Here is a 24342-nt window from a genome sequence, read left to right as displayed (position 1 = left end):
GGGAAGCCCGGTCCCCCCTTACGCGCTCCCCAGCGGCGGAGCCGCCTTGCCGCCCGCGTCCAGGTAGGACTGGGGCGGGTTGAGGCGTTGGCCGGGGAAGCCGCCTTTTTCGTACTTGAGGAGTTTGCGGGCTTTTTCGGGGTCTGTCTCGCCCTCGCCGTAGGAGGGGCAGAGGGGGGCGATGGGGCAGGCGCCGCAGGCGGGTTTACGGGCGTGGCAGATGCGGCGGCCGTGCCAGATGACGTGGTGGGAGAGGTCGGTCCAGTCGGACTTGGGGAAGAGGTCGCTGATCGCGGCCTCGATCTTCTCGGGGTCCGTTTCCGTCGTCCACCGGAAGCGGCGGACCAGGCGCTGGAAGTGTGTGTCGACGGTGATGCCGGGGCGCCCGTACGCGTTGCCGAGGACCACGAACGCCGTCTTGCGGCCGACCCCGGGGAGCTTGACCAAGTCCTCCAGCCGGCCCGGGACTTCGCCGCCGAAGTCCTCGACGAGCGCCTTGGAGAGGCCGATCACGGACTTCGTCTTGGCGCGGAAGAAGCCGGTGGGACGGAGGATCTCCTCGACCTCTTCGGGGTTGGCCGCGGCGAGGTCCTCGGGCGTGGGGTACTTGGCGAAGAGCGCCGGGGTGGTCTGGTTGACGCGCAGGTCGGTGGTCTGGGCGGACAGGACCGTCGCGACGACGAGCTGGAAGGGGTTCTCGAAGTCGAGCTCGGGGTGGGCGTACGGATAGACCTCCGCGAGTTCCCGGTTGATACGGCGGGCCCGGCGCACGAGGGCCGTACGGGACTCGCTCTTCGCGCCGCCGCTTTTCCCGCCTGCGGACGGTTTCCTCACAGAAGCCTTCTCTGTCATTTCTGCCCTTTTCGTGCCGCCACCGGAGATCCCCCCACCGTCCTGTTCGCCCACAGCGGAATCCGGCCGGGGAATCGCCCGCCCGTTCCCCCGTCCCGCCGCTCCCACCGGCGTTTTGGACTCCCGACCACCCTAGAGCCCGGCACTGACATCCGCCCCGGCCCCGGGGCGACGGCCCCCGATTGGACCCCTGCCGCTTACCTCGGGACAGGTGTGCGGCATCCTTGTGACAGATCACACTGTTTGGACCGTCCGGCAAAATGGGCACCAGGGCCCCTTGGTACGTGGGGGCGCAAGAACCCCTGAGCAGGTCGACAAGGAGAGAACTCGTGGACGACGTCCTGCGGCGCAACCCGCTCTTCGCGGCTCTCGACGACGAGCAGGCCGCGGAGCTGCGCGCCTCCATGAGTGAGGTGACCCTCGCGCGTGGTGACTCCCTGTTCCACGAGGGCGACCCGGGCGACCGGCTCTACGTCGTCACCGAGGGCAAGGTCAAGCTTCACCGCACCTCCCCCGACGGCCGGGAGAACATGCTCGCGGTGGTCGGCCCCGGCGAACTGATCGGCGAACTGTCGCTGTTCGACCCGGGCCCGCGCACGGCGACGGCGACGGCCCTGACGGAGGTCAAGCTGCTGGGCCTCGGCCACGGCGACCTCCAGCCCTGGCTGAATGCCCGCCCCGAGGTCGCCGGCGCGCTCCTGCGCGCGGTCGCCCGGCGCCTGCGCAAGACCAACGACCAGATGTCCGACCTGGTCTTCTCCGACGTCCCCGGCCGGGTGGCGCGCGCGCTGCTCGACCTCTCGCGCCGCTTCGGCGTGCAGTCGGAGGAGGGCATCCACGTCGTCCACGACCTCACGCAGGAGGAGCTGGCCCAGCTCGTCGGCGCGTCCCGCGAGACCGTCAACAAGGCCCTCGCCGACTTCGCGCAGCGCGGCTGGCTGCGCCTGGAGGCTCGCGCGGTGATCCTGCTGGACGTCGAACGCCTGGCGAAGCGCTCACGCTGAGGCTTGCTTCGAGGGGGGCGGGCACGGCACAGCACGACCGGCCCGGCCCCCGGGGAAGCCCTGGTGGACCTTCGAGCGGGGTCAGACGGGCCTCCGAGAGGCAGGCGGCCCCGGAGAGCGGGAGGCGGGCCCCGAACGCAGCCCGGAGAGCCCCCGAGCGGGTCCGGGCGGCCTGCCGCGCCACCCACCCCGAGCAGCACGCGAGATGCTCGCCCGGACAGCCTCCGAAGGGGCCCAGGCGGCCTTGACGCGCCGCCCACCCCGAGCAGCGCGCGAGATCCTCGCCCGGACAGCCTCCGAGGGGCCCGGGCGGCCTGCCGCAGCACGCGACCACCCCCGGCACGGCTGACACAGCACGACCAGCACCGGGGCCCCGCCCGGCCTGACACGGCACAACCCACCCCGGTTCGCCGACCTCACGCGCACGCGCGTACCCGCACTGGACCCCGCCCCGCCCTGCGCCGCCGGTGACGTCATCACCACCGGCGGACTGGAACTGAGAGTCGTCCCGACGCCCGGTCACACCGCCGACTCCCTCTGCTTCCGCCTCCCCGCCGACCGCGCGGCTGCTCCCGGCCACAACCACCCCGCCCCCGCGCCACTCCCTCAGCTCCCCCCGGCTGAATCCACCGGGCCGCGGCGAAAATGAGCTGCCCGCCCGGTCTCCCGCCCGCCACAGTGGGCGCATGGCTGAAACGGTCCCCCACAGAGGTCTCGACGCACAGGGCCGCATCGCCCGCGAGGGCTCCCTCGCGCGCGTACGGCACGATTTCCGGCCGGTCGTCGCGGCGGCCCGGGACGGGATCCTGGACCTCTTCGGGCCCCGCCTGCACAGCGCGTACCTGTACGGCTCGGTCCCGCGCGGCACCGCGCGCGTGGGGCGCAGCGACCTGGACCTGCTGATCGTCCCGCGCGCGGAGCCCTCCGAGGCCGACCGGGACGCCGTAGGGGCCCTCGGGGAGCAGCTCGACAAGGAGTTCCCGCAGATCGACGGGGTCGGGGCGCTGCTGTACGGCCGAGGCCGCCTCCTGAGCGACGCCGAGACGTACGACCTGGGATTCTTCGTCGCCTGCCTGTGCACCCCGCTCCTGGGCGACGACCTCGCCGAGTACCTCCCGGGCTACCGCCCCGACTCCCGCCTGGCCCGCGAGACGAACGGGGACCTGGCGGCCCTGCTCCCCGTCTGGCGCTCACGGACCGCCGAGGCCACCACCCCGGAAGCGCGCCTGCGCCTCGTACGCCTCCAGTCCCGCCACCTCGTCCGTACGGCCTTCACGCTGGTCATGCCCCGCTGGAACGGCTGGACGAGCGACCTGCGCGAGATGGCGGAGGCGTTCGCCGGGTACTACCCCGCGCGCGGGGACCAGCTCCGGGCGGCGGCCGTACGTGGGTACGAGCCGGCCGACTCGCCGCAGGCGCTCGCGGAGTACGCGCAGGATCTGGGGCCGTGGCTGGCGGAGGAGTACGCGCGCGTGCACGGGGTGAAGACCCCGCGCCCCTAGATGAGCCCGTGCTCCCGCAGGTACTCCACCTGCGCGCGCACCGAGAGTTCCGCCGCCGGCCACAGGGAGCGGTCGACGTCCGCGTAGACGTGGGCGACGATCTCCGGGGCCGTGCGGTGGCCGTTCTCGACGGCTGTCTCGACCTGGGCGAGGCGGTGGGCGCGGTGGGCGAGGTAGAACTCGACGGCGCCCTGGGCGTCGTCCAGGACGGGCCCGTGGCCCGGGAGGACGGTGTGGACGCCGTCGTCGACCGTGAGGGACCTGAGGCGGCGCAGGGAGTCCAGGTAGTCGCCGAGGCGGCCGTCGGGGTGGGCGACGACGGTGGTGCCCCGGCCGAGGACCGTGTCGCCGGTGAGGACCGCGCGGTCGGCGGGGAGGTGGAAGCAGAGGGAGTCGGCGGTGTGACCGGGCGTCGGGACGACTCTCAGTTCCAGTCCGCCGGTGGTGATGACGTCGCCGGCGGCGAGGCCCTCGTCGCCGAGGCGCAGCGCGGGGTCCAGCGCGCGTACGCGCGTGCGGGTGAGGCCGGCGAACCGGGCGGCGCCCTCGGCGTGGTCGGGGTGGCCGTGGGTGAGGAGGGTGAGGGCGATGCGGCGGCCCGCGCGCTCGGCGGTGTCGATCACCGCGCGCAGGTGGCGGTCGTCCAGCGGGCCGGGGTCGATGACGACGGCGAGGTCGGAGTCCGGCTCGGCGACGATCCACGTGTTGGTGCCGTCCAGGGTCATCGCGGAGGCGTTCGGCGCGAGGACGTTGACCGCGCGCGGGGTGGCCGGTCCGGAGAGGACCGCTCCGCGCGGCTGGCCGGGAAGGGCACCGGCGTGGGTCATGCGGGGGCTCCAGGGATCGGGATGTGCCGGGTGAACTCGTCGTGTCCCGGCCAGGACAGGACGATCTCGCCGTCCGTGAGGCGGGCGCCGGCGAGGACCGGCGTGAGGTCGCGCACGCGCGCGGCGTCGAGGGCGTCCGACGCGTGCGCGTAGGGCGCGAGTTGGCGCAGGGTGGCGATGGTCGGCGGCATCATCACCAGCTCGCCCCGGTCGTACCCGCGGGCGGCCTCGGCGGGGCGGATCCAGACCGTGCGGTCGGCCTCGGTGGAGACGTCGCGGGTGCGCTGGCCCTTGGGGAGCGCGGCGACGAAGAACCAGGTGTCGTAGCGCCGGGGTTCGAACTCGGGGGTGATCCACCGCGTCCAGGCCCCCAGGAGGTCCGAACGCAGCACGAGGCCCCGTCGGTCCAGGAACTCCGCGAACGACAGCTCACGGGCCACCAGGGCCGTTCTGTCGGCCTCCCAGTCGTCGCCGGTGGTGTCCTCGGTCACCGTGTCGCCGGTCGGGCCCGCGAGCAGGACGCCGGCCTCCTCGTACGTCTCCCGGACGGCCGCGCAGACGATCGCCTGGGCCGACGCGTCGTCCGTGCCGAGCCGGTCGGCCCACCACGCGCGCGGGGGCCCCGCCCAGCGGACCGTGCGGTCGTCGTCCCTGGGGTCGACGCCGCCGCCGGGGTACGCGTACGCGCCCGCCGCGAACGCCATCGACGTACGGCGGCGCAGGAGGTGGACGACGGGGCCGGTGGCGGTGTCCTTGAGGAGCATCACGGTGGCCGCGCGCCGGGGGGCGACCGGGGTGAGGGTGCCGTCCGCCAGCGCGCGGATGCGGTCCGGCCAGTCCGGTGGGAACCACTGCCCATTCGCCATGGGCGGAGGCTATCCGCTGGGGAGCGAATGTTCGAGAGGGGCCGGACATGCGGAAACCCCCCGGCCGGAGGGTCTCTCGCGCGCGGGGGGTCCGTCAGCCGTGGGGTGTCAGTCGCCGACCTCGACCAGGAACTCGACCTCGACCGGCGCGTCCAGGGGCAGCACCGCGACGCCGACCGCGCTGCGCGCGTGGACGCCCTTGTCGCCGAGGATCTCGCCGAGCAGCTCGCTGGTGCCGTTGATCACACCGGGCTGGCCGGTGAAGTCCGGCGCGGAGGCGACGAACCCGACGACCTTCACGACGCGCACGACGCGGTCCAGGTCTCCGATCACGGACTTGACGGCGGCCAGGCCGTTCAGCGCGCAGCGCGCGGCGAGCTCCTTGGCCTCCTCGGCGGTGACCTCGGCGCCGACCTTGCCGGTGACGGGCAGCTTGCCGTCGACCAGGGGGAGCTGGCCGGAGGTGAAGACGTACGCGCCCGTGCGCACGGCGGGCTGGTAGGCGGCGAGCGGCGGGACGACGTCCGGCAGGGCCAGGCCCAGTTCGGCGATCCGGTCCTCTACGGCGCTCACGCCTTGGCCCGCTTCAGGTAGGCCACGAGCTGCTCGGGGTTGGGGCCGGGCACGACCTGGACCAGCTCCCAGCCGTCCTCGCCCCAGGTGTCCAGAATCTGCTTGGTCGCGTGCACGAGAAGGGGCACGGTCGCGTATTCCCACTTGGTCATGGGGCGACTGTATCCGCATGCGGCGAGGGGGTTGTCCACAGCCTGGGGACGGGGAGTTCGTCCGACTGTCGTACCGGTTATCCACAGCCTGCTGATTGGTCCGGGCGCCGAGTGGTTACGCTCGAAGATGTGAGCAGGCTCCAGGTCGTCAGCGGCAAGGGCGGGACCGGAAAGACGACGGTCGCCGCGGCCCTAGCGCTGGCCCTCGCGACGGAGGGGAAGCGGACGCTTCTCGTCGAGGTCGAGGGCCGGCAGGGCATCGCGCAGCTCTTCGAGGCGGAGGCACTTCCGTACGAGGAGCGGAAGATCGCCGTCGCGCCCGGGGGCGGGGAGGTGTACGCGCTGGCCATCGACCCCGAACTGGCCCTGCTGGACTACCTCCAGATGTTCTACAAGCTCGGCGGTGCGGGGCGGGCGCTGAAGAAGCTCGGCGCGATCGACTTCGCGACGACGATCGCGCCGGGGCTGCGGGACGTCCTGCTGACCGGCAAGGCGTGCGAGGCGGTGCGGCGCAAGGACAGGTTCGGGCGGTTCGCCTACGACTACGTCGTCATGGACGCGCCGCCGACGGGCCGGGTGACGCGCTTCCTGAACGTGAACGACGAGGTCGCCGGGCTCGCCCGGATCGGGCCGATACACAATCAGGCGCAGGCCGTCATGCGGGTGCTGAAGTCCCCGGAGACCGCCGTCCACCTCGTGACGCTGCTGGAGGAGATGCCCGTCCAGGAGACCGCCGACGGCATCGCCGAACTGCGCGCCGCGCGGCTGCCGGTGGGGCGGGTCGTCGTCAACATGGTCCGGCCCGAGGTGCTGGACGCGGGCGAGCTGGAACTCGTCGACGGCGTCGCGCGTTCCTCAGTCGCCCGGTCGCTGTCCTCGGCGGGCCTGGGCGGAGCGCGCCGCGGGGGCAACGCGGAGAAACTGGTCGCCCCCCTCCTGGCCCAGGCCACGGAGTACGCGGAACGCCACCGCCTGGAGCGGGACCAGCGCGCGGTCCTCGCCGACCTGGACCTCCCGGCCCACGAACTCCCGCTCCTCTCCGAGGGCATGGACCTGGCGGGCCTCTTCGAACTCGCCACCGAGCTGCGCAAGCAGGGGATCGCATGACCACGCACCCGGCCGACCGCGCCGAGGACGGTACGACGGACAGCGCCCGCAAGGGAGGTCCGGCGTCCGCCGAGAAGCCCTCCCGCGAGACGCCGGGCAAGCGAGCCGCGTCCGCTCCCCGCCCTCTGGCCCCCGCCCGCACCCTCGCCGTCGACCCCCTCCTCGACGACCCGAAGACCCGCATCGTGGTGTGCTGCGGCTCCGGCGGCGTCGGCAAGACCACGACCGCGGCCGCGCTGGGCCTGCGGGCCGCCGAGCGGGGCCGGAAGGTCGTCGTGCTGACGATCGACCCCGCGCGCCGGCTCGCGCAGTCGATGGGGATCGACTCGCTGGACAACACCCCGCGCCGGGTCAAGGGCGTCGAGGGCGGCGGCGAACTGCACGCGATGATGCTCGACATGAAGCGCACGTTCGACGAGATCGTCGAGGCGCACGCGGACCCCGAGCGGGCCGCCGCGATCCTGGGCAACCCCTTCTACCAGTCGCTGTCCGCGGGCTTCGCCGGTACGCAGGAGTACATGGCGATGGAGAAGCTCGGCCAGCTGAGGTCGCGGGACGAGTGGGACCTGATCGTCGTCGACACACCCCCCTCGCGCTCGGCGCTCGACTTCCTGGACGCCCCGAAGCGGCTGGGCTCGTTCCTGGACGGCAAGCTGATCCGCGTCCTGCTGGCGCCCGCGAAGGTCGGCGGGCGCGCGGGGATGAAGTTCCTGAACGTCGGGATGTCGATGATGACCGGCGCGCTGGGCAAGCTGCTCGGCGGCCAGCTCCTCAAGGACGTCCAGACCTTCGTCGCGGCGATGGACTCGATGTTCGGCGGCTTCCGCACGCGCGCGGACGCGACGTACAAACTCCTCCAGGCCCCCGGTACGGCGTTCCTGGTGGTCGCCGCCCCCGAGCGGGACGCCCTGCGGGAGGCGGCGTACTTCGTCGAGCGGCTCGCCGCCGAGGACATGCCGCTGGCCGGCCTGGTCCTGAACCGGGTGCACGGCAGCGGCGCCGCCCACCTCTCCGCGGAGCGGGCCCTGAGTGCGGCGGAGGTCCTGGAGGCGGGCTTCGTCCCGGACACGCAAAATCTTGACCCGGCCGGCATTGTGGATCAGGACCCCGGGAAGGCTGATCCACGTAACTCTCCCGACCCACGCGGCAGTTCGGATTCCCCCGGGTCCGACGCCCCGGTTCCCGCCCCGGCTCCAGAGACCCCGGCCTCAGACATCCCGGCCCCCGACGACGGTTCCCCCACCGACGTCGACCGGCTCACCGCGGGCCTGCTGCGCCTGCACGCGGACCGTATGCACCTGCTCTCCCGCGAGCAGCGCACGCGCGACCGCTTCACCGCGCTCCACCCCGAGGTCGCGGTCGCCGAGGTGGCGGCGCTCCCCGGTGACGTCCACGACCTGACGGGCCTGCGCGACATCGGCGTACGCCTGGCGGCCGGCCGGCCGGAGCTGCCGGAGAACGCGGTCGACTGACGACACGTACGGAAAAACCGCGCAGGCGGAAGCCCGCTCCGCGCACGGGCCGAAAACCCCGAGCCGAGAATCAAGCCCCCGACCCGGCTCGGAAGGAATTCAGCGCACGTCACCATCAGGTCCGGTGCACGGGACACGGCACCGGGAACCAGGAAAACAGACGGCTTCGAACCGGAAGACGCTCACCGAAGGGCCCACGAGAACCCCCGACGGACGCGCTCCGGCGTTATCCCACCGCCGCGTAGCTCTCGTACACCCGCTCGTCGTCGAGCGCGACCACACCGGCGACGCTCACGACGCCCGTGCCCCGCTCGTACTCCGAGCGCGCGGTCTCCAGCAGCCTGCGCCAGGAGGTGACGGTCGGCCGGCGGCGCAGCAGGGCCCGCCGTTCACGCTCCGTCATCCCTCCCCACACGCCGAACTCGACGCGGTTGTCGAGCGCGTCGGCCAGACATTCCGTGCGTACCGGGCATCCGGTGCACACCGCCTTGGCCCTGTTCTGCGCTGCTCCCTGAACGAACAGTTCATCCGGATCAGTAGTGCGGCAGGCAGCCTGCGCACTCCAGTCGGTTACCCAGCCCATACCGGCGCCGTCCTCTCCCGAATCGAGGCTCCCCCACGGCGGCAGCGGCATATTCACCGCCGCCAGTTGAGGACGTTACGGAAGGTGGGCACAGCGCAACACCCCCTTCGGGCCCAATCTTGAATGGCCCGAACGGACTATGCGCATCCGGCAGATCACCCGAGCGAGTGAGCCTGCGACAAACGTGACTTACCCGGCGAAATCAGGGCAGTTCACTGGTGCCACAACGGACGCCGCGTGACACACGAGGCGGATTCGGGCACGCCCCCGACAAAAAAAGCCGGACGTCTCCAGAACGATTCGGGGTCGTCGGACGTATTGATACGTGGCCCTGTCGCTGTGACTCTTGAGAGCAGCTTAGGCCAAGGCCTATCCGCGTGTCCGGAGAATGAGAAGGTACGCGCGCCCGGCTCGTCCGCGCGCTCCCTTTCACCTCCCGCGCGCCCCCACGTCACAATCCTGTCCCCGATCAGCCGCACGGGCGCCCGGGCCACCGGAACCCGCGAGACGACGGATTAGGCTGGCCCGCATGCCAAAGAAGCGCTCGGGCGGTGGTCTGTCCACGACGCAGCAGGCCGCCAAGTTCCTCGGTGTCAGTGTCCTGTCGGGCGCGGTCCTGGCCGGGATCGCCCTGCCTGCCGTCGGCGCGCTGGGCCTCGCCGCGAAGGGGTCGGTGGAGTCGTTCGACGAGCTCCCGGCCAACCTGAAGACGCCCCCGCTCAGCCAGCGCACCTCGATCCTGGACGCCGAGGGCAACCAGATCGCGTCCGTGTACTCGCGCGACCGCACGGTGGTCGACCTCAAGGACATCTCGCCGTACATGCAGAAGGCGATCGTCGCGATCGAGGACTCGCGCTTCTACCAGCACGGCGCGGTGGACCTGAAGGGCATCCTGCGCGCGCTGAACAAGAACGCGCAGAGCGGCGGCGTCTCCGAGGGCGCCTCGACGCTGACCCAGCAGTACGTGAAGAACGTCTTCGTGGAGGAGGCCGGCGACGACCCGACGAAGGTCGCCGAGGCCACCCAGCAGACGATCGGCCGCAAGATCCGCGAGCTGAAGTACGCGATCCAGGTCGAGGAGGAGCTCGGCAAGAAGAAGATCCTGGAGAACTACCTCAACATCACGTTCTTCGGCCAGCAGGCGTACGGCGTCGAGGCCGCCTCGCAGCGCTACTTCTCCAAGCACGCCAAGGACCTGAACCTCCAGGAGTCGGCGCTGCTCGCGGGCATCGTCCAGTCGCCGAGCCTGTACGACCCGATCAACGACGAGAAGCAGGCGACCCTGCGCCGCAACGTCGTGATCCAGCGCATGGCCCAGCTCGGCGACGTCTCGCAGGCCGACGCCGACAAGGCGAAGGCGGCGCCGCTCGGCCTCAAGGTCACCCAGCCGAAGAACGGCTGCATCACCGCCGTCAAGGGCGCCGGGTTCTTCTGCAAGTACGTCGAGAAGGTCTTCCTCACCGACCCGGTCTTCGGCAGGACCAAGGAGGACCGCGCGAAGGTCTGGAACCAGGGCGGCCTGACGATCCGTACGACGCTGGAGCCGCAGGCCCAGGAGTCCGTGCAGGACTCGATCAAGGACCACGTCTACCAGTCCGACAAGGTCGCGACGGCCGTCACCCTCGTCGAGCCCGGCACCGGCAAGATCCTCGGCATGGGCCAGTCGAAGCCGTACGGCTACGGCAAGAACGAGACGGAGTACAACTACTCGGTCGACTCGGCGTACGGCGGCTCCAACTTCGGCTGGCCGACCGGGTCGACGTTCAAGCCGTTCCTCGCGGCGGCGGCGCTGGAGGACGGGAAGCCGGCGAACCAGGTGTACCCGGCGCCGTACGACATGCCGTACCCGGAGCGGGTCTCCACGTGCAGCGGCAAGGACTGGCGCAACACCGGGAACGACACGGTGGAGAACGAGAGCGAGTCCGAGGTCGGGCCCTACGACCTGCGCAAGGCGATGGAGCTCTCCGTCAACACGTACTTCGTGCAGATGCTGGAGGACATCGGCATGTGCCCGGTGTCCAAGATGATCGACGGCCTCGGCGTGGTCCAGGGCAACGGCGACAAGGTCCCCGAGCGGCCCGCGTCGATGACCCTCGGCGCGACCGGTCTCTCCCCGCTCACCATGGCCAGCGCCTACGCCGCGTTCGCCTCGCGCGGGATGTACTGCACGCCGGTCGCCATCGAGTCGATCACGCAGACCGTCGGGAACACGAAGAAGTCCCTCGACGTGCCGAAGTCGACCTGCTCGCGGGCGATGAGCGAGAAGACCGCGGACACCATCAACACGCTGCTCAGCGGGGTGGTCGACTCCGGTACCGGTAAGACGGCCGGCCTCAAGGACCGCGACAACGCGGGCAAGACCGGTACCACCGACTCGCGCAAGAACGCCTGGTTCGTCGGCTACACCCCGAACCTCTCCGGCGCGGTCTGGGTCGGCAGCGCCACCCAGAAGGTCGAGATGGAGCGCATCTACATCGGCGGCGAGTACCACTCCCTCGTCTACGGCGGCGACACCCCCGGCCCCATCTGGAAGCAGGCCATGACCGGCGCCCTCGACGGCAAGGACTCCCCCGACTTCAAGACGGTCACCATCCCCGGCAGCGGCCTCGACCGCGGCAACAACGGCGGCAAGGGCCGGGGCAACGGGAACGGGAACGGGAACGGCCGGGGCAACGACAACAACAACGGCGACGACGACGGCTTCCTCGGCGGCCTCATCGGCGGCGGCACGACCGGCGCGAACACCTCGACCGGCGGCGCGTCCGGCGGCTCGAACAACGGCGGCTCGGGCGACTTCCCGACCCCGACGATCACGGGCCTCCCCGAGGGCCTCTTCCGCGGCAACAACGGCAACGGCAACGGCGGCCGGAACTGACGCCGGCCCACTGACCTGCGAAAGGGCGCCTTCGTCCTCGTACATATGGGTACGGGGACGAAGGCGCCCTTTGTCGTGTGGTCGCCGGGGTTTCGGCTGGTGTTGCTCGGGGCATCCGGCCGGGGTGGTTCAGCCGGCCAGGAGTTTCCTGACCGTCGCCGCCACTCGGCCGCCCTCCGCGAGGCCCGCGACCTTCGGGTTGACGATCTTCATGACCGCGCCCATCGCCCGGGGGCCCTCGGCGCCGGACGCCTTGGCCTCGGCGACCGCCGCCGTGACGATCTCCGTCAGCTCCTCGTCGCTCAGCTGCTTGGGGAGGTACTCGGCGAGGACCTCGCCCTCCTCCTTCTCCCGCGCCGCCTGCTCCGTCCGGCCGCCCTGCGCGAACGCCTCCGCCGCCTCCCGGCGCTTCTTCGCCTCGCGGGCGAGGACCGTCAGGACCTCGTCGTCGGAGAGTTCGCGCTTCGCCGTGCCCGCGACCTCCTCCTTCGTGATCGCGGTGAGGGTGAGGCGCAGCGTCGAGGAGCGCAGCTCGTCGCGCGCCTTGATCGCGGTGTTGAGGTCTTCCTTGAGCCTGGACTTGAGCGTGGTCATGGGGTCGATTGTGACAGGCGCGGGCGGAAGGGGGCTCCTCTATTACCGGGGCTCCTCTAAGGCAAGGGGGGCTCGCGGTCAAGGGGTGGGCCGGGGTCTGACACGATGGGGGTATGCGCGCGCGTTATGGAGTCCCCTTGGGAATCGCGGCGGCCTGCGCCGCCGGACTGGCCTACTCCGCCGGGTTCGAGGCCCGTTCGTTCCGGCTGCGGCGGGTGACCGTGCCCGTGCTGCCGCCGGGGATGCGGCCGCTGCGGGTGCTTCAGGTCTCCGACATCCACATGGTCGGCGGGCAGCGCAAGAAGCAGCGCTGGCTGCGGGCCCTCGCGGGGCTGCGGCCCGACTTCGTGATCAACACCGGGGACAATCTCTCCGACCCGGACGCCATTCCCGAGACGCTGGACGCGCTCGGGCCGCTGATGGAGTTCCCCGGCGCCTACGTCTTCGGGTCCAACGACTACTACGGGCCCCGGCTGCGCAACCCCGCCAAGTACCTCTTCGAGAAGGCGAGCGGGCGGCACGGGCTCAACGGCAACGCGCCCGCCGTCGACGTCGTCCACATCGACTGGGAGGACCTGCGGGACGGGTTCGACGGGGCGGGGTGGCTGAACCTCACGAACACGCGGGGTGTCCTGAAGATCGACGGGGTGTCCATCGAGCTGACGGGGCTGGACGATCCGCACATCCGGCGGGACCGGTACGAGCAGGTCGCCGGGGGGCCGTCGGCTTCCGCGGACTTCTCGATGGGCGTGGTGCACGCGCCGTATCTGCGGGTGCTGGACTCGTTCACCGCGGACGACTATCCGTTGATCCTCGCGGGGCATACGCATGGGGGGCAGTTGTGTGTGCCGTTCTACGGGGCGCTGGTGACCAACTGTGATCTGGATGCGGGGCGGGTGAAGGGGTTGTCGACGCACAGTGCTGGGGGGCGGACTGCGTTCATGCATGTGTCGGCCGGGTGTGGGGCCAATCGGTATACGCCGGTGAGGTTTGCTTGTCCGCCGGAGGTTACGTTGTTGACGTTGGTGGGGCGGGGGTAGGGGCGGGACAGGGGCTGGGGCTGGGAGGCACTGGGCTCGGGGTCGAGGTCGGTGGCTTGGCGGGCACGGCGCTGAGAGGGTCCGGCGGCTCGGGCGGGGCGGCGCTGAGGGACGGCCGGCAGCTTGGCGAGGGCGGGCATATTTTCGTACCGCGCTTCGGGCTGCCGTGTCCCCCACTCAGCTCACCCGGATCGCCCCGTATGCCCGGTTTCCCTAGCTTGGGGGCATGACCGCTCCGATACCCCGGGACATTCCCGATCTGCCGGCGATTCCCCGTACGCACGCGCTGTTCCCCTCGTACGTCTCGCACGTGCCGGCGGCCGCCGTGGTCGCGCCGGTGCGGCGGCCCCTCGCCGCGGTGCTGCGGCTGCTGCTCGCGGGGGCGGCGCTGGGGAGCGTGGGGCTGGCGGTGGCGCTGGGTGAACCCCTCGTCGTACTCAGCCAGTTCTCCGTACAGAGCACGCTGTTGCTGGCGCTGGTGACGGCGGTGTCGGCGCGGCGGGCGTGGACCGCGCGGCGCCCGCTGCCGGGGGCGGTGACGGGGGCGGCGCTCCTCTACACCGTGACCGGCGCCCTGACGTACCACCTGCTGCTCGCGCACAACGCGCAGGCCGCGCCGCTGACCGGGGGGACCGGCGGGTGGCACACGGTCGCGTCCCACCTCCTGCACACGGCGATCCCCGCGGCGGCCGTCCTCGACTGGCTGCTGCTGACGCCGCCGACGCGGATGCGGCTGCGGCAGGCGGCGCCGTGGCTGCTGTACCCGCTGCTCTACCTGGGCTTCACGCTCGTCCGAGGCCACCTTCTCGGAGCGGCCGCGCCCTCCCGCTACCTCTACCCCTTCCTCGACGCGGCCTCCGACGGCTACCGGCACACCCTCGCCAACGCGCTCCTCCTCGGGCTCGCCGTCTACACCCTCGCGCTCCTCCTCACCGCCCTCGACCACATCCGCCCCAACCCCATCCGGCCCCACCCCAAAACCGGATTTCGTCTCCAGGCGCCCGTGGGCTAAAGTTAACGACGTCGCCGCGACAAGCAGGATCTGCAGCGACATCGGGGTGTAGCGCAGCTTGGCAGCGCGCTTCGTTCGGGACGAAGAGGTCGTGGGTTCAAATCCCGCCACCCCGACAGTGTTTGACCAGGTCAGGGCCTGTGCTGAGAGATCAGCACAGGGCCTGATTTGTGTTGCGGGTCTGTTCTGGGAGCCGTTTGGGAGCCGCGCCTCAGAGGACCGACGCCTCCGCCTGCAACCCGGCCACGCTCAAGCAGCCAGATCCTGCACAGAACGGGCTCCGTCCGGCGGGTCGAGGAGCCTGAAGTCGCAGTCTCCCGGGCGTCGTCCCAAACGCTGGACCAGCAGGGAGCCGAGCAGCGCGACCCCAGGGCCGCACACCGGCCCCGCGTCCGTACCGACGTAGAAGATGCCGTCCTCGTCCGGCTCCCGGTCACCTCGGTCGGCGCCGGCAGTCAGCGCGAGAGAAAAGCTCAGAAGGTCGGCGCGTAGCCCCACGGGCAGGTCGCCGCGGAGGAACACCAGCGGGTGCCACATTCCCTCGCTGTCGTAGCCGACGCCGACAACAGCGCCCAGCCCGTCAGGCAAGGGGTGCATCTCCTCGGGGATGTCCTCCACGACGCCCTTCATCTGATCGGCGGTGATCCGCTTCAGCTCCTCCAGGACCTCGTCGTCGCTCCGCCATCCGTCCTTCGGTGCCCAGTTCCCGTCCTCGTAGAGGGCCAGAACGTCGGCGGGCACGTCAGGCGGCTCCCCCAGCTTCAAGTCCGAGGCGTAACCCGGTTCTTCCGCCACCGCTCGTTCGCTCCCCGGCTGCCGCCGGAGTTCCAGGAAGGACGCGGGTCGGTGAAGGTAGCGAGCGAGCAGTGACCGAATACTGACCTCCATGTCCCGCTCGCTCAGACCTGGACTCACCAGCACGCAGATCCGTCCCGAGATGACGGCCAGAACCGCCTGCAGGTCCTGGCGCTCCAGATCCATCTTCACTGCCCGCGCATTCAGCGTGTCCATCAACACGGACAGCTTCAATGCCCAGGCGTCGTACGCCCGCATGACCCCTCGCGTCGCGTCCTCGTCCCGACTGTTCTCGCGTGCGAGATCCACCACCGGCTTCTTCATGATTCTCCCTTTCGCCGTTTCGCTTGATGACTCAGCTTTGGCCCACTTCCAGGGCCCGCAGGCGTAAAGTCATGAAATGCCACTTCGTGTGGGTCAGCTCAGCCATGCTGACCAGCGTCGGCCCGCGATCGGCCGACGATGAGTATTCCCATACAGGTTGTGGTGGGGTGAGGGCAGGCGGTACGACCGTTGCCATGCACCCTTGGTCTCCTCTGAACGACCGGCAGCTCGCACTCCTCACCCGTATCGGCCAGGACAAAGAGCCTGTCACCTCGGATAGCCCCGAACTCGCCGCCACCGCCCGTGCTCTGAGGGACCGCAAGTTGGTCACCATGCCGAGGAAAGGCGGCAAGTGGAAGGCGGACATCACCGACGCGGGACGTTTCTATCTGGAGCATGGGCACCATCCAGACCGCCCGGAACCACTTCCACGCACCTCTCGTCCTGCGACAGCGGGACCCGCGACATCAGCTGCTCCTGGTGAGCAGGACGCCGCTCCTGCACCTGAAGCGAATCCAGCCCCGCAGCGTTCCGTCAAACCCTCACCTCTCTCACCGGCAGCAGTGGGAGCGGCGCTGATCGCACAGGTTCAGGAGGCCGGACGGTTCCTTCGGATTCCCGACCCCAGCGACGAAGAGCGGGCTCGCTACCGCCGGGCCTTCGACGCCGCGCGGCAGTGTGCTCCCGAGGGCTACCACCTGAAGTACAGCGGGCGGGCGAAGGGGGACTTCTTCCTCGGGCTGCTCCGGGTGAGCGGTGAGGACGACACCGAGTGGAACCGGGTCCGGCTGGCGCGCAGTCGTGTGATCACGGACGTCGAGGATGTGCTCGCCGCGGTCGGCAGGGACCACAGCGCCTTCGAGGTCTCCGAGGAGGTTCTGCCGAGGGTGCTCGCGCTGCTCCGGTTGCTTGCCGAGCAGGCTCTCGCTCGGTACGGCGAGATCAAGGTGTCCAAGAAGCGCAGGCAGCCGAGGCCGCTGCTGACCGTCCACGGCAGGACGTACGAGATCGGCTTCCGTGAGCGGCAGAAGCAGGTCCGGTACGTACCCAAGGAACCGGGGCGTCGTACGTACGACTGGCAACGGGTCACCCCGGCCCAGAAGTTCGAGCCGTCCGGTGAACTGGAGATGGTGGTCAGCGAGAACTCGGGCTACGGGTACGGCCACGGCTGGAAGAAGGAGTGGGCCGATACCGCCAAGAAGCCGTTGGAGGAGCAGATCGGCTCGGTCTTCCGGGCGTTGAAGGCGCGGGCGGAGGAACAGGAGCGGGCTCGGCTGGAACGCGAGGCGGAGCAGCGTCGGCTGCGGGAGGAACGGGAGCGGCAGGAGGCGGAGCGGCGTCGGCTGGAAGCGGAGCAGGTGGAGCGGACGCGGCAGAAGTGGGAGGCCGCCGTCGGCGTTGCTTCGATCAAGGCGGTTCGCGCAGTACGGGCCGAGCAGTTCGGCACGGCGCTGGAGCGGTGGCGGGACGCGGGCGAGATCCGGGAGTTCTGCGCCGCTCTGGACGAGGCCGCGGACGCCTCCGAGAACGCCCTCGAAGCCGAGAGGCTGCGGGAGTGGTCGGCCTGGGGGAAGGCGGAGGCGGATCGGCTCGATCCCATCAGGGACGGCAGGGGTCTGGCTGTTCTCAACTTCCACGCGGAGCCGACGGGAGATCAGCTACGGCCGTTCCTCGACGGCTGGCATCCGCAGCGACCGGAGAAGGAGAGAAAGCCCGCCGCCCAGCCGACGCCGCCGGAACCCGATCCGTGGCGCGGTGTCACCGACGCACATCGGGATCAAGGCTGGCGATATGGACGCCCAGGTCGCGCTCAATGGTGGAGGCGATGACACCGTGGCCCCGGTCGCGCAGGGCCTTGGCCGCCTTCTCGACCAGTTCCCCGAGCCGGATGACCTCGGCGCGCAGGGCGACCAGTTCGTCGTAGCGCTCGGCCTTGTCCTCGCCGCACCACGCGCGGACGGTGCTTAGGACGGCCGCCTCCGCGTCCAGCTTCCGGTCGTCCCGACGGCCGTAGTAGTACCGGGAAGGCTGGGCGCGCTCCTGGTCCAGGTTCTGCTGTTTACGGTCCACCTCCGGAAGGATCTCGTCGGCGAGGCGCCCGGCCATGTGGCGGGCGATCCGCTCGGTGACCGGCCATCCGGCCAGGCACGTGCCGTGGCGGTTCTCGTACATCATGGCGTCGGCGCGGAGTTCGGCGGCGTCCATGCCGAGGAGTGGTGCGGTCTCGTCGAGGCGGCTCAGTTCCAGGACGCCCGCGTCCGCCACCGTACGGCGCAGGCGCAGTCTGTTCTTCGGGCGGACGAAGCCGAGGATCATGCGGGCGGCCTCGAACTCCGCGCCTCCCCGGACGTGGCGGGATGCCTCGGCCAGGGCCGACTCCGCCGCGTCGTCCGCGCGGAAGGTGTCGGCCTCCGCCCATGGCGCTACGAGCGAGCCGGAACCGACCCACTCCTGCAAGCCGGTGGCATCGCCTTCGAGGAACCGGACGTGGACGGCGCCGGACCTGCCGGGGCCGCCCACTCGAACGATCTCCACCTCACGGACCGCGCTGCCCAGGTCCTTCGGCCTCACGCGGTATGCCCAGTGCTCGCCAATCTCCATGGGTCTATTGAGCCAGATCTGTCGGACCTGTCGCTGGGCGTTCGCTGGCAGCGACACTTCGCATAGAGCTGGCTCAGCCGTCTTATGGGTTCACCGTTCGCAGCGTGGTGACGTGAGGTAGGGGAAGCGTCAGGCGCGGGTGAGCCAGCGTTGTCGTTCGGTGTCGGTGACGTGGGTTCGTTCGTGGTCGAGTTCGAGTTTGGCGAGGTGGGCGTAGTGGTCGATGACGTCCGTGCCGAAGGCGTTGCGGGCGAGGGTGCTGTCTTCGAAGACGGTGAGGGCGTCGGCGAGGGTGGGGAGGACGGGGATGTGGTGGGTGCGGTAGGAGTTGCCGGTTTCGGGTGGGCCGGGGTCGAGTTTGTGGTCGATGCCGTGGGTGATGGCGGCGAGGGTTGCGGCGAGTGCGAGGTAGGGGTTGGCGTCGGCTCCGGGGACGCGGATTTCGAGGTGGAGGGTGTCGTCGTGGCCGATGACGCGGATGGCGCAGGTGCGGTTGTCGTGGCCCCAGTTGAAGGTGGCGGGGGCGAAGGAGTCGGGGGTGAAGCGTTTGTAGGAGTTGGTGGTGGGGGCGTAGAAGGGGGCGAGTTCGGGGAGGGCGGTGAGGAGGCCGGCGATGGCGTGGCGGGCGGTGTCGGAGAGGTCGCCGTCGGGGGCGTTGAGCTGGGGGGTGTTGTTGGACCAGAGGGAGAGGTGGAGGTGGAGGCCGTTGGCGCGGCCGGTTTCGGGGGCGGCCATGAAGGTGGGGGTCAGGTCGGCGTGGGAGGCGAGGGTGCGGACGGCGTGTTTGAAGAGGAGGTGGTTGTCGCAGGCGTCGCGTGCGGGGCCGTAGGGGAAGGTGACTTCTACCTGGCCGGGGCCTGCTTCGGTCTTGATGGCTTCCACGGGCATTCCGGCTTTGGCGAGGGCGCGTTGGAGGCGGCGGAAGAAGCGGTCGGTGGTGGGGTCGTGGTCGAGGGCGTAGTCGAGGTTCTCGGTGGTGAGGGGGTGGAGAGGAGGGTGGGGGCCGGGGTGGTTGTGGGTGCCTTTGTAGAGGACGAATTCCGTCTCGATGCCGGTCTTGGGGTGCAGGCCGTGGCGGGCGAGGCGGGTGAGCTGGCGGTCGAGGATGTGGCGGGGCGCGATCTCTACGGGGGTTCCCTCAGGGGTCATCGCGTCGGCGAGGACGATCGCTGTGCGGGGCATCCAGGGGATGCGGCGTGCGGTCGTCAGGTCGGGGCGTACGGCGAGGTCCTGGTAGCCGGTGTCCCAGGAGGTGAGGGCGAAGCCGTCGGCGGGGTTCATGTCGACGTCGGTGGCCAGGAGGTAGGCGCACATCTCGGCGCCGTGGGGTGCGATGCGGGTGAGGAAGTGGCGCGCGTCGTAGCGCTTGCCCTTCAGGCGGCCCTGGAGGTCGGGGAGGGCGAGCAGGACCGTGTCGATCTGCCCCGCCTCCACAAGGTCGGCGAGGGGAAGGCCCGCTTCGGGCTTGGGGGCGAGGTGGGTGTTGTTCACGGTGGCCGTCATCAGACGATCTCGCTTTCGTAGGACGACGCCGAGCGGTCGGAGCTGCTGGCCGGGACCTCGTACGAGCTGCCCTGCTTGCGCCACCAGGCCCAGGCCAGGACGAGGACGACGAACAGGGCGACGGGTGCGTAGTTGAAGGTGTCGACGGAGATGGGGTTGGTCTGGGGGAGGCAGAACAGGACGGTCACGAAGACGACCCAGACCACTGCGACCACGCCGACGATCACGCCCCAGCTCCCGAGGTTCCACGGTCCGGGGCGGAAGCGGCGGCGGTTCTTGATCCGCAGGAAGATGGGGATCGCGTAGGCGGGGGTGATGCCGATGACGTTGATGCTGGTGATCGCCGCGTACGCGACCGGGCTGTAGAGGCTGGGCAGGGCGAGGAGCGCGGCGCAGACGACGGCAAGGGCGACGGCTTTGCGCGGGGTTCCGGTCCGGGTGTCGACCTGCCGCCACAGCGCCGAGCCGGGGAGGGCGCCGTCGCGGGAGAACGCGAACACCATCCGGGAGGCGGCGGCGGTCTCGGCGTTGCCGCAGCAGAGCTGGGCGACGATCACGACCAGGAGCAGCAGCTTGGCCCCGGTGAGGCCGAGGGCGTCGAGGAAGATCTGCGCCGGAGGGACCCCGGTCGCGGTGCCGACGGTTCCCGCGTAGTCCTGGATCGCGAAGGTCAGCCCGGCCAGCAGCACGAACCCGGCCAGCCAGGACCAGCCGATCGCGTGGATGATGCCACGCGAGGCGGAGACCTGGGCGTCGGTGGTCTCCTCGCTGAGGTGGGCGGAGGCGTCATATCCGCAGAACGTGTACTGGGCCAGGAGCAGGCCCAGCAGGGCGACGTAGACGGGGCTGGTCCAGCCGGTGTTGTTGACAAACTCCCCGAACACGAACTCTGGCGACTGGTGGTGGGACGGGACGATGGCCAGGGCGCCGACGATGACGAGGACGCCGCCCACGTGCCACCAGACGCTGATGCTGTTGAGGATGCTCACCAGGCGTACGCCGAACCAGTTCAGTGTGAGGTGCAGGGCGAGGATGCACAGGAAGATCACCATGATCTTCCCCGGCGTCGGCTCGAACCCCCACTGGAGGTTCATGAACGCTCCGGTGAACAGGGCGGCGCCGTAGTCGATCCCGGCGATCGCGCCGAGCAGCCCCAGCAGGTTCAACCAGCCGGTGTACCAGCCCCACTTCCGTCCGCCGAGCTGCTCGGCCTGGTAGTACAGGGCGCCCGAGGTCGGGTAGGCGGAGGTGACCTCGGCAAGTCCGGCGCCGACGAACATGACCATGGCGCCGACGGCGACCCAGCCCCACAGCATGACGGCGGGGCCGCCGGTGTTCATGCCGAACCCGTACAGGGTCATGCACCCGGACAGGACGCTGATCACGGAGAAGCTGACCGCGAAGTTCCCGAAGGGGCCCATGCGGCGGGTGAGGACGGGTTCGTATCCCAGTTCCCGCAGGCAGGCGTCATCGGATTTTCGGTGTGAGGCATGGCGGTTGGGACTCACAAGTCCACCTCCAGGGATCGGGGAACAGGATGGTCAGGTTCATGCCAATAGGGATCAGGGGTGGTGCGTGGTGCGGCGTGCGTAGGCGAGGGACTCCGCGCGCGCCCGCAGGAGGAGCGCTTCACCGGGGTCGGGCCCGGTGGTGCGCTCGCACACGGTCGACCAGGGTTCGCGGGAGGCGTAGGGGCCGAGTGCGGCGAACACCTCGGCGGCTTCCTGGTACTTGGCGCCGGCCCACAGGACGTAGGCGAGGAGGTTCAGGTCGGCGATCGACCGCATGGTGGGGGGTGCCCGGTGGAACCAGTTGCGGAACGCGTTGAGGCTGTAGCCGGCATGCGGCTCCTCCAGCCACTGGCGGCGCCACAGAGGGTCCACCTTGATGCGCCGCCGCTGCTCGACGAGCGCGTACGCGGGGAGGAGCAACAGCGGTGAGCCAAGGGGCTGTTGGGAGACGACGCTGCGGCCGAGGTCGAAGACGGCGGCCTGGGAGGCGGTGGGCAGGGCGTTGCGCGCGAGCAGGAACTGCACGATCCGGTGGTATGCCTCGCGGTTGTAGGGGTCGCGCCGGTCGACCTGGTCGAGGATGCCCCACGGGCCGGAGGGGAGCATCAACTCCGGTGCGGGGACGCGGTGTTCGTAGTACTGCTGGCGGGTGTCGACCTGGGCCAGCGCGAGCAGGCACACCCAGGGCACGGGATCGTCCGGTGCCCGGCGGGCCGCCGCCAGGACCTCGCGCCGCGCGTCCGCCTCGAACTCCCAGGTACGGGGGTGGTGTTGGCGGTGTGCGCGCAGGACCCGTTCGACGGCCACCCGCGCGCTCATGAGGTGCGCGTCGTAGTAGTGGGGTTCCTCCCGCAGCCATACGCCGACCACGTCCGACCTCGCGACGGCCACGGCCAGCACCTGCGTACGCGCTGTGCGCAGCGCGCCGTGCGTCCCCGTGGCGAGCAACAGCTCTCGTGCCGTTCTCCAACGACCCGCCTCCAACTCGACGAGGGCCACGCGGAGTTCGTCGTCGTGGCCGGCCGGGTGGTACACGAGGCGCATCAGTGTGCCTTCCCATGATGAGAGCAGCGGGGGCGGCGCGGTGCAACGGGCGGCGGTGCGGGGTGGTGGGAATCGGACGTCGGTGGCATGGGGGACCTCGGGCAGGAGTGGGGGGAAGGGGTTTCAGAGGCGGAGGCCGCTGATCGCGTCCGCGAAGCTCGTCACGAGCTGGCTGATGCTCGGGGCTAGCGACGTGCTCGCGAGGAAGAACCCGAAGAGCACACAGACGGTCGCGGGGCCGGGCTTCACCGTCTTCCCCCGGATCAGGACGAAGACGAGGATTCCGAAGAGCAGCGCGAAGGAGATGCTCAGGGACATCAGGGGGCCGGTTCCCCTGCGGGGCCGCGCTGTTCGGCACGGGCCTGGATCAGCGCGCGGCGCAGGGCCGCGGGAAGGGTCAGCGTTCGCGGGCCGCTCGCAGGGACGTACCAGTGCATCCCCGGCGGCGCCGTGGTCTCGGCGGATGGCACGACGACGTGGCAGTTGGGGCCCAGGGCGACCGTCTCCGGCTCGGTCCAGTCCGCCGCCGTTCCCACGGGGACCAGAAAGTACATCCGGGGCTCCGCGCCCCCGAAGTCCATGATCACCGGCCCGAGAGGCTCGCGGCTCTCGCGCAGGATCTCGACCGCGCGGCGGCCCATGGCTTCCCCGGCACGGACGACGTCCCACCACACGCCCACCGAGCACAGCTCGGACTCTTCCCCGATGGGCATCCAGCGCGGCGGACGGACGCGGGCCGCGGGATTGACGTCGGACATGGAAATGGCCTCCTCACCACTATGTGTGAAGAGACCATTCCATTCAGCGAGTTCGGTGCGCGGACAGATAGTCCGTAGGGTCCGCGCCCCAAGGGCCTTGACAAGTAGTCACGTTGAGCTTAGGCCGGTCCAACTCGCAAACGCAGACAGCTCGTTGGAGGGATGCGACTCGACCCTCAGCAGCGCCGCCGTCGTCTCCCGGACAGACGGGTGGAAGCGGGTGTGATTCGGAGCGACCTTCCTCGCACGCTTGAGATCGGTGAAAGAGCCCGCCCTGTCCCCGGCGACCAGCTTCGCGGACGCCACGTCGATGAAGTGGTGGCTCGACCGCTCTCCGACCGTCGTCACCGGCGGCGCCCACTCGCCGCCAGAAGCCGGGGACCACTCGGTGAGCCGGGCGAGCGCCTGCTCGGTGTCGCCCATGTCGATCATCGCGTGGACCTCGTGGATACGGATGTTCGTCGGCCCGAAGGACATCTCGTACGCCGCCGAGTCCCGGTTCCCCGCGAGCGCCGCCACCTGCTCGGCCTCCCGCAGGTACGCGTCCGCGCGGTCCGCGTTGTTCTCCCGTGCCTCCAGGACCGCCAGTTTCAGCAGCAGCGCGCCGTCGATCGCGAGGGCGTCGTCCGAGTACGAGCGTTCCGGCTGAAGGCGTTCCAACTCCCCGCGCAGTTGCAGGAGTTTGCGGCGCGCGGTGGTGTAGGCGCCCTGGCGGAGCATTGCCCCCGTGACCAGGTAGCCGGCAGTGAACTGCATCAGCGGGTCGTCGGAGCGGTCCGCCGCCCAGCGGACCCGCTCCAGCGCCGTACTCGACAGGTCGTGGTGACCCATCTTGTGCGCGAGGGAGTTCACCGCGCGGTAGACCCGCGCCAGGTGCCAGAACGCCTTGCTGCGTTCCTCGCCCCGGCTGTTGAGGGCCACGTGCGTGAGTTCGGTGATGATCGGCGGGAGCAGGGGGCCCATCGGCGCGTACCGCGCGTCGCGGCGCAGTGTCGTCACCTGGTCGACCTCTGACGCGAGCACGGCGAGGGAACGCGGTGCGATCTCCAGGTCGTCCGGGCTGTCGTAGCAGAGGAGGAGGCGGCGGAGTTCGGGGATGACGGCGTGGACGCGGTCCTCTGCCTCCGGCTCTCCGTAGTACGGCTGGCCGGTCAGTACCTCCGGGCCGAAGCGCAGCGCCTTGGCGAGCGCCAGGATCAGCGACGGTGAAGCCTTCCGGGCGCCGGACTCCAGCTTCTGGATGTAGCTCGGGGAGACCGCGACCTTCTGCGCCAGCTGGGCGGCGGAGAGTTGGCGGGTCTTGCGTGCCGTACGGAGCCGGCGTCCCAGCGTCAGGTTTTCACTCAT

Annotated in this window: 23 protein-coding genes, 1 tRNA gene and 1 pseudogene; 10 read left to right on the top strand and 15 right to left on the bottom strand. The window is 70.4% G+C overall.

Features of this window, described 5'->3' with window-relative positions; genetic code table 11:
* Window positions 1-18 precede the first annotated feature (18 nt).
* Window positions 19-852, bottom strand: coding sequence for an endonuclease III (gene nth, locus ACLZOT_RS21570; protein WP_416970618.1), 834 nt, complete (start codon window positions 850-852; stop codon window positions 19-21).
* 329 nt (window positions 853-1181) lie between these two features.
* On the opposite strand from nth, the gene ACLZOT_RS21565 reads away from it, so the two are divergent.
* The 3 genes and pseudogenes from ACLZOT_RS21565 to ACLZOT_RS21555 all read left to right on the top strand — a co-directional run bounded on the left by ACLZOT_RS21565 (window position 1182) and on the right by ACLZOT_RS21555 (window position 3358).
* A complete protein-coding gene (locus tag ACLZOT_RS21565; protein WP_010350941.1) occupies window positions 1182-1856 on the top strand; it encodes a Crp/Fnr family transcriptional regulator in 675 nt (224 codons plus the stop codon).
* Between the two features lie 403 nt (window positions 1857-2259).
* Window positions 2260-2433, top strand: a pseudogene (locus tag ACLZOT_RS21560) (MBL fold metallo-hydrolase); the annotation flags it as partial.
* Window positions 2434-2542: 109 nt separating this feature from the next.
* A complete protein-coding gene (locus ACLZOT_RS21555) occupies window positions 2543-3358 on the top strand; it encodes a nucleotidyltransferase domain-containing protein (protein WP_416970617.1) in 816 nt (271 codons plus the stop codon).
* Here ACLZOT_RS21555 and ACLZOT_RS21550 read toward each other — a convergent pair.
* The 4 genes from ACLZOT_RS21550 to ACLZOT_RS21535 all read right to left on the bottom strand — a co-directional run bounded on the left by ACLZOT_RS21550 (window position 3355) and on the right by ACLZOT_RS21535 (window position 5776).
* Entirely contained in the window at window positions 3355-4185 is an 831-nt protein-coding gene (locus ACLZOT_RS21550; protein WP_416970616.1) for an MBL fold metallo-hydrolase, read from the bottom strand. The two genes, ACLZOT_RS21555 and ACLZOT_RS21550, sit on opposite strands and share 4 nt — an antisense overlap.
* Window positions 4182-5051 (bottom strand): NUDIX hydrolase, encoded by an 870-nt coding sequence (locus tag ACLZOT_RS21545; protein ID WP_416970615.1) that lies wholly within the window; start codon window positions 5049-5051, stop codon window positions 4182-4184. The genes ACLZOT_RS21550 and ACLZOT_RS21545 overlap by 4 nt, the downstream gene beginning before the upstream one ends.
* Window positions 5052-5159: 108 nt before the next feature.
* A complete protein-coding gene (locus ACLZOT_RS21540) occupies window positions 5160-5624 on the bottom strand; it encodes a RidA family protein (protein ID WP_416970614.1) in 465 nt (154 codons plus the stop codon).
* Window positions 5621-5776: a DUF4177 domain-containing protein gene (locus ACLZOT_RS21535; RefSeq protein ID WP_010350935.1), complete on the bottom strand. Its 156-nt coding sequence runs from the start codon at window positions 5774-5776 to the stop codon at window positions 5621-5623. Before ACLZOT_RS21535 ends, ACLZOT_RS21540 begins: the two co-directional genes overlap by 4 nt.
* Before the next feature lie 129 nt (window positions 5777-5905).
* Between ACLZOT_RS21535 and ACLZOT_RS21530 the strand changes: the two genes are divergently transcribed.
* Both ACLZOT_RS21530 and ACLZOT_RS21525 read left to right on the top strand, forming a co-directional pair.
* Window positions 5906-6883 (top strand): ArsA family ATPase, encoded by a 978-nt coding sequence (locus ACLZOT_RS21530; RefSeq protein ID WP_416970613.1) that lies wholly within the window; start codon window positions 5906-5908, stop codon window positions 6881-6883.
* Window positions 6880-8355, top strand: coding sequence for an ArsA-related P-loop ATPase (locus ACLZOT_RS21525; RefSeq protein WP_416970612.1), 1476 nt, complete (start codon window positions 6880-6882; stop codon window positions 8353-8355). Before ACLZOT_RS21530 ends, ACLZOT_RS21525 begins: the two co-directional genes overlap by 4 nt.
* Window positions 8356-8581: 226 nt before the next feature.
* Here the strand turns inward: ACLZOT_RS21525 and ACLZOT_RS21520 are convergent, their stop codons facing one another.
* A complete protein-coding gene (locus ACLZOT_RS21520) occupies window positions 8582-8938 on the bottom strand; it encodes a WhiB family transcriptional regulator (RefSeq protein WP_416970611.1) in 357 nt (118 codons plus the stop codon).
* Window positions 8939-9467: 529 nt separating this feature from the next.
* On the opposite strand from ACLZOT_RS21520, the gene ACLZOT_RS21515 reads away from it, so the two are divergent.
* Entirely contained in the window at window positions 9468-11813 is a 2346-nt protein-coding gene (locus ACLZOT_RS21515; RefSeq protein WP_416970610.1) for a transglycosylase domain-containing protein, read from the top strand.
* 129 nt (window positions 11814-11942) lie between these two features.
* Here ACLZOT_RS21515 and ACLZOT_RS21510 read toward each other — a convergent pair whose 3' ends face one another.
* Window positions 11943-12407, bottom strand: a complete 465-nt coding sequence (locus tag ACLZOT_RS21510; protein ID WP_416970609.1) for a GatB/YqeY domain-containing protein — start codon at window positions 12405-12407, stop codon at window positions 11943-11945.
* Window positions 12408-12520: 113 nt separating this feature from the next.
* Here ACLZOT_RS21510 and ACLZOT_RS21505 point away from each other — a divergent pair, with 113 nt between their 5' ends.
* From ACLZOT_RS21505 to ACLZOT_RS21495, 3 genes are all read left to right on the top strand, one after another.
* Entirely contained in the window at window positions 12521-13447 is a 927-nt protein-coding gene (locus ACLZOT_RS21505) for a metallophosphoesterase (RefSeq protein ID WP_416970608.1), read from the top strand.
* A 226-nt stretch (window positions 13448-13673) separates the two neighbouring features.
* Entirely contained in the window at window positions 13674-14459 is a 786-nt protein-coding gene (locus tag ACLZOT_RS21500) for a Pr6Pr family membrane protein (RefSeq protein ID WP_416970607.1), read from the top strand.
* Window positions 14460-14501: 42 nt separating this feature from the next.
* A tRNA-Pro gene (locus ACLZOT_RS21495) sits at window positions 14502-14575 on the top strand.
* A 133-nt stretch (window positions 14576-14708) separates the two neighbouring features.
* Here ACLZOT_RS21495 and ACLZOT_RS21490 read toward each other — a convergent pair.
* Window positions 14709-15578, bottom strand: coding sequence for a hypothetical protein (locus tag ACLZOT_RS21490; RefSeq protein WP_416970606.1), 870 nt, complete (start codon window positions 15576-15578; stop codon window positions 14709-14711).
* Window positions 15579-16141: 563 nt separating this feature from the next.
* Here ACLZOT_RS21490 and ACLZOT_RS21485 point away from each other — a divergent pair.
* Window positions 16142-17407: a hypothetical protein gene (locus tag ACLZOT_RS21485; protein WP_416970605.1), complete on the top strand. Its 1266-nt coding sequence runs from the start codon at window positions 16142-16144 to the stop codon at window positions 17405-17407.
* On the opposite strand, the gene ACLZOT_RS21480 is transcribed toward ACLZOT_RS21485, so the two are convergent.
* The 7 genes from ACLZOT_RS21480 to ACLZOT_RS21450 all read right to left on the bottom strand — a co-directional run bounded on the left by ACLZOT_RS21480 (window position 17337) and on the right by ACLZOT_RS21450 (window position 24342).
* Window positions 17337-18179: a PE-PGRS family protein gene (locus ACLZOT_RS21480; protein ID WP_416970604.1), complete on the bottom strand. Its 843-nt coding sequence runs from the start codon at window positions 18177-18179 to the stop codon at window positions 17337-17339. The genes ACLZOT_RS21485 and ACLZOT_RS21480 overlap by 71 nt on opposite strands.
* 129 nt (window positions 18180-18308) lie before the next feature.
* A complete protein-coding gene (locus ACLZOT_RS21475) occupies window positions 18309-19682 on the bottom strand; it encodes a glutamine synthetase family protein (protein WP_416970603.1) in 1374 nt (457 codons plus the stop codon).
* Window positions 19682-21103, bottom strand: coding sequence for an amino acid permease (locus ACLZOT_RS21470; RefSeq protein ID WP_416970663.1), 1422 nt, complete (start codon window positions 21101-21103; stop codon window positions 19682-19684). Before ACLZOT_RS21470 ends, ACLZOT_RS21475 begins: the two co-directional genes overlap by 1 nt.
* Before the next feature lie 141 nt (window positions 21104-21244).
* Entirely contained in the window at window positions 21245-22237 is a 993-nt protein-coding gene (locus ACLZOT_RS21465) for a hypothetical protein (RefSeq protein ID WP_416970602.1), read from the bottom strand.
* 123 nt (window positions 22238-22360) lie between these two features.
* Complete coding sequence (locus ACLZOT_RS21460) at window positions 22361-22555, bottom strand: hypothetical protein (protein WP_416970601.1); 195 nt, start codon at window positions 22553-22555, stop codon at window positions 22361-22363.
* A complete protein-coding gene (locus tag ACLZOT_RS21455; protein ID WP_416970600.1) occupies window positions 22555-22995 on the bottom strand; it encodes a hypothetical protein in 441 nt (146 codons plus the stop codon). The genes ACLZOT_RS21460 and ACLZOT_RS21455 overlap by 1 nt, the downstream gene beginning before the upstream one ends.
* 108 nt (window positions 22996-23103) lie before the next feature.
* Complete coding sequence (locus tag ACLZOT_RS21450) at window positions 23104-24342, bottom strand: helix-turn-helix domain-containing protein (protein ID WP_416970599.1); 1239 nt, start codon at window positions 24340-24342, stop codon at window positions 23104-23106.

The organism is Streptomyces sp. 4F14 (assembly GCF_048159485.1).
Classification (GTDB): Bacteria; Actinomycetota; Actinomycetes; order Streptomycetales; family Streptomycetaceae; genus Streptomyces.
Note: the sequence above shows the minus strand (reverse complement) of the source record. Positions and strands in the feature narration are given on the sequence as shown.

Bases quoted from the DNA above. Each gene is read 5' to 3' on its own strand.
- nth (WP_416970618.1), bottom strand. From the start codon at position 852: ATGACAGAGAAGGCTTCTGTGAGGAAACCGTCCGCAGGCGGGAAAAGC.
- ACLZOT_RS21555 (WP_416970617.1), top strand. From the start codon at position 2,543: ATGGCTGAAACGGTCCCCCACAGAGGTCTCGACGCACAGGGCCGCATC.
- ACLZOT_RS21550 (WP_416970616.1), bottom strand. From the start codon at position 4,185: ATGACCCACGCCGGTGCCCTTCCCGGCCAGCCGCGCGGAGCGGTCCTC.
- ACLZOT_RS21545 (WP_416970615.1), bottom strand. From the start codon at position 5,051: ATGGCGAATGGGCAGTGGTTCCCACCGGACTGGCCGGACCGCATCCGC.
- ACLZOT_RS21535 (WP_010350935.1), bottom strand. From the start codon at position 5,776: ATGACCAAGTGGGAATACGCGACCGTGCCCCTTCTCGTGCACGCGACC.
- ACLZOT_RS21525 (WP_416970612.1), top strand. From the start codon at position 6,880: ATGACCACGCACCCGGCCGACCGCGCCGAGGACGGTACGACGGACAGC.
- ACLZOT_RS21520 (WP_416970611.1), bottom strand. From the start codon at position 8,938: ATGGGCTGGGTAACCGACTGGAGTGCGCAGGCTGCCTGCCGCACTACT.
- ACLZOT_RS21515 (WP_416970610.1), top strand. From the start codon at position 9,468: ATGCCAAAGAAGCGCTCGGGCGGTGGTCTGTCCACGACGCAGCAGGCC.
- ACLZOT_RS21510 (WP_416970609.1), bottom strand. From the start codon at position 12,407: ATGACCACGCTCAAGTCCAGGCTCAAGGAAGACCTCAACACCGCGATC.
- ACLZOT_RS21505 (WP_416970608.1), top strand. From the start codon at position 12,521: ATGCGCGCGCGTTATGGAGTCCCCTTGGGAATCGCGGCGGCCTGCGCC.
- ACLZOT_RS21500 (WP_416970607.1), top strand. From the start codon at position 13,674: ATGACCGCTCCGATACCCCGGGACATTCCCGATCTGCCGGCGATTCCC.
- ACLZOT_RS21490 (WP_416970606.1), bottom strand. From the start codon at position 15,578: ATGAAGAAGCCGGTGGTGGATCTCGCACGCGAGAACAGTCGGGACGAG.
- ACLZOT_RS21480 (WP_416970604.1), bottom strand. From the start codon at position 18,179: ATGGAGATTGGCGAGCACTGGGCATACCGCGTGAGGCCGAAGGACCTG.
- ACLZOT_RS21475 (WP_416970603.1), bottom strand. From the start codon at position 19,682: ATGACGGCCACCGTGAACAACACCCACCTCGCCCCCAAGCCCGAAGCG.
- ACLZOT_RS21470 (WP_416970663.1), bottom strand. From the start codon at position 21,103: ATGGGCCCCTTCGGGAACTTCGCGGTCAGCTTCTCCGTGATCAGCGTC.
- ACLZOT_RS21465 (WP_416970602.1), bottom strand. From the start codon at position 22,237: ATGCGCCTCGTGTACCACCCGGCCGGCCACGACGACGAACTCCGCGTG.
- ACLZOT_RS21460 (WP_416970601.1), bottom strand. From the start codon at position 22,555: ATGTCCCTGAGCATCTCCTTCGCGCTGCTCTTCGGAATCCTCGTCTTC.
- ACLZOT_RS21455 (WP_416970600.1), bottom strand. From the start codon at position 22,995: ATGTCCGACGTCAATCCCGCGGCCCGCGTCCGTCCGCCGCGCTGGATG.
- ACLZOT_RS21450 (WP_416970599.1), bottom strand. From the start codon at position 24,342: ATGAGTGAAAACCTGACGCTGGGACGCCGGCTCCGTACGGCACGCAAG.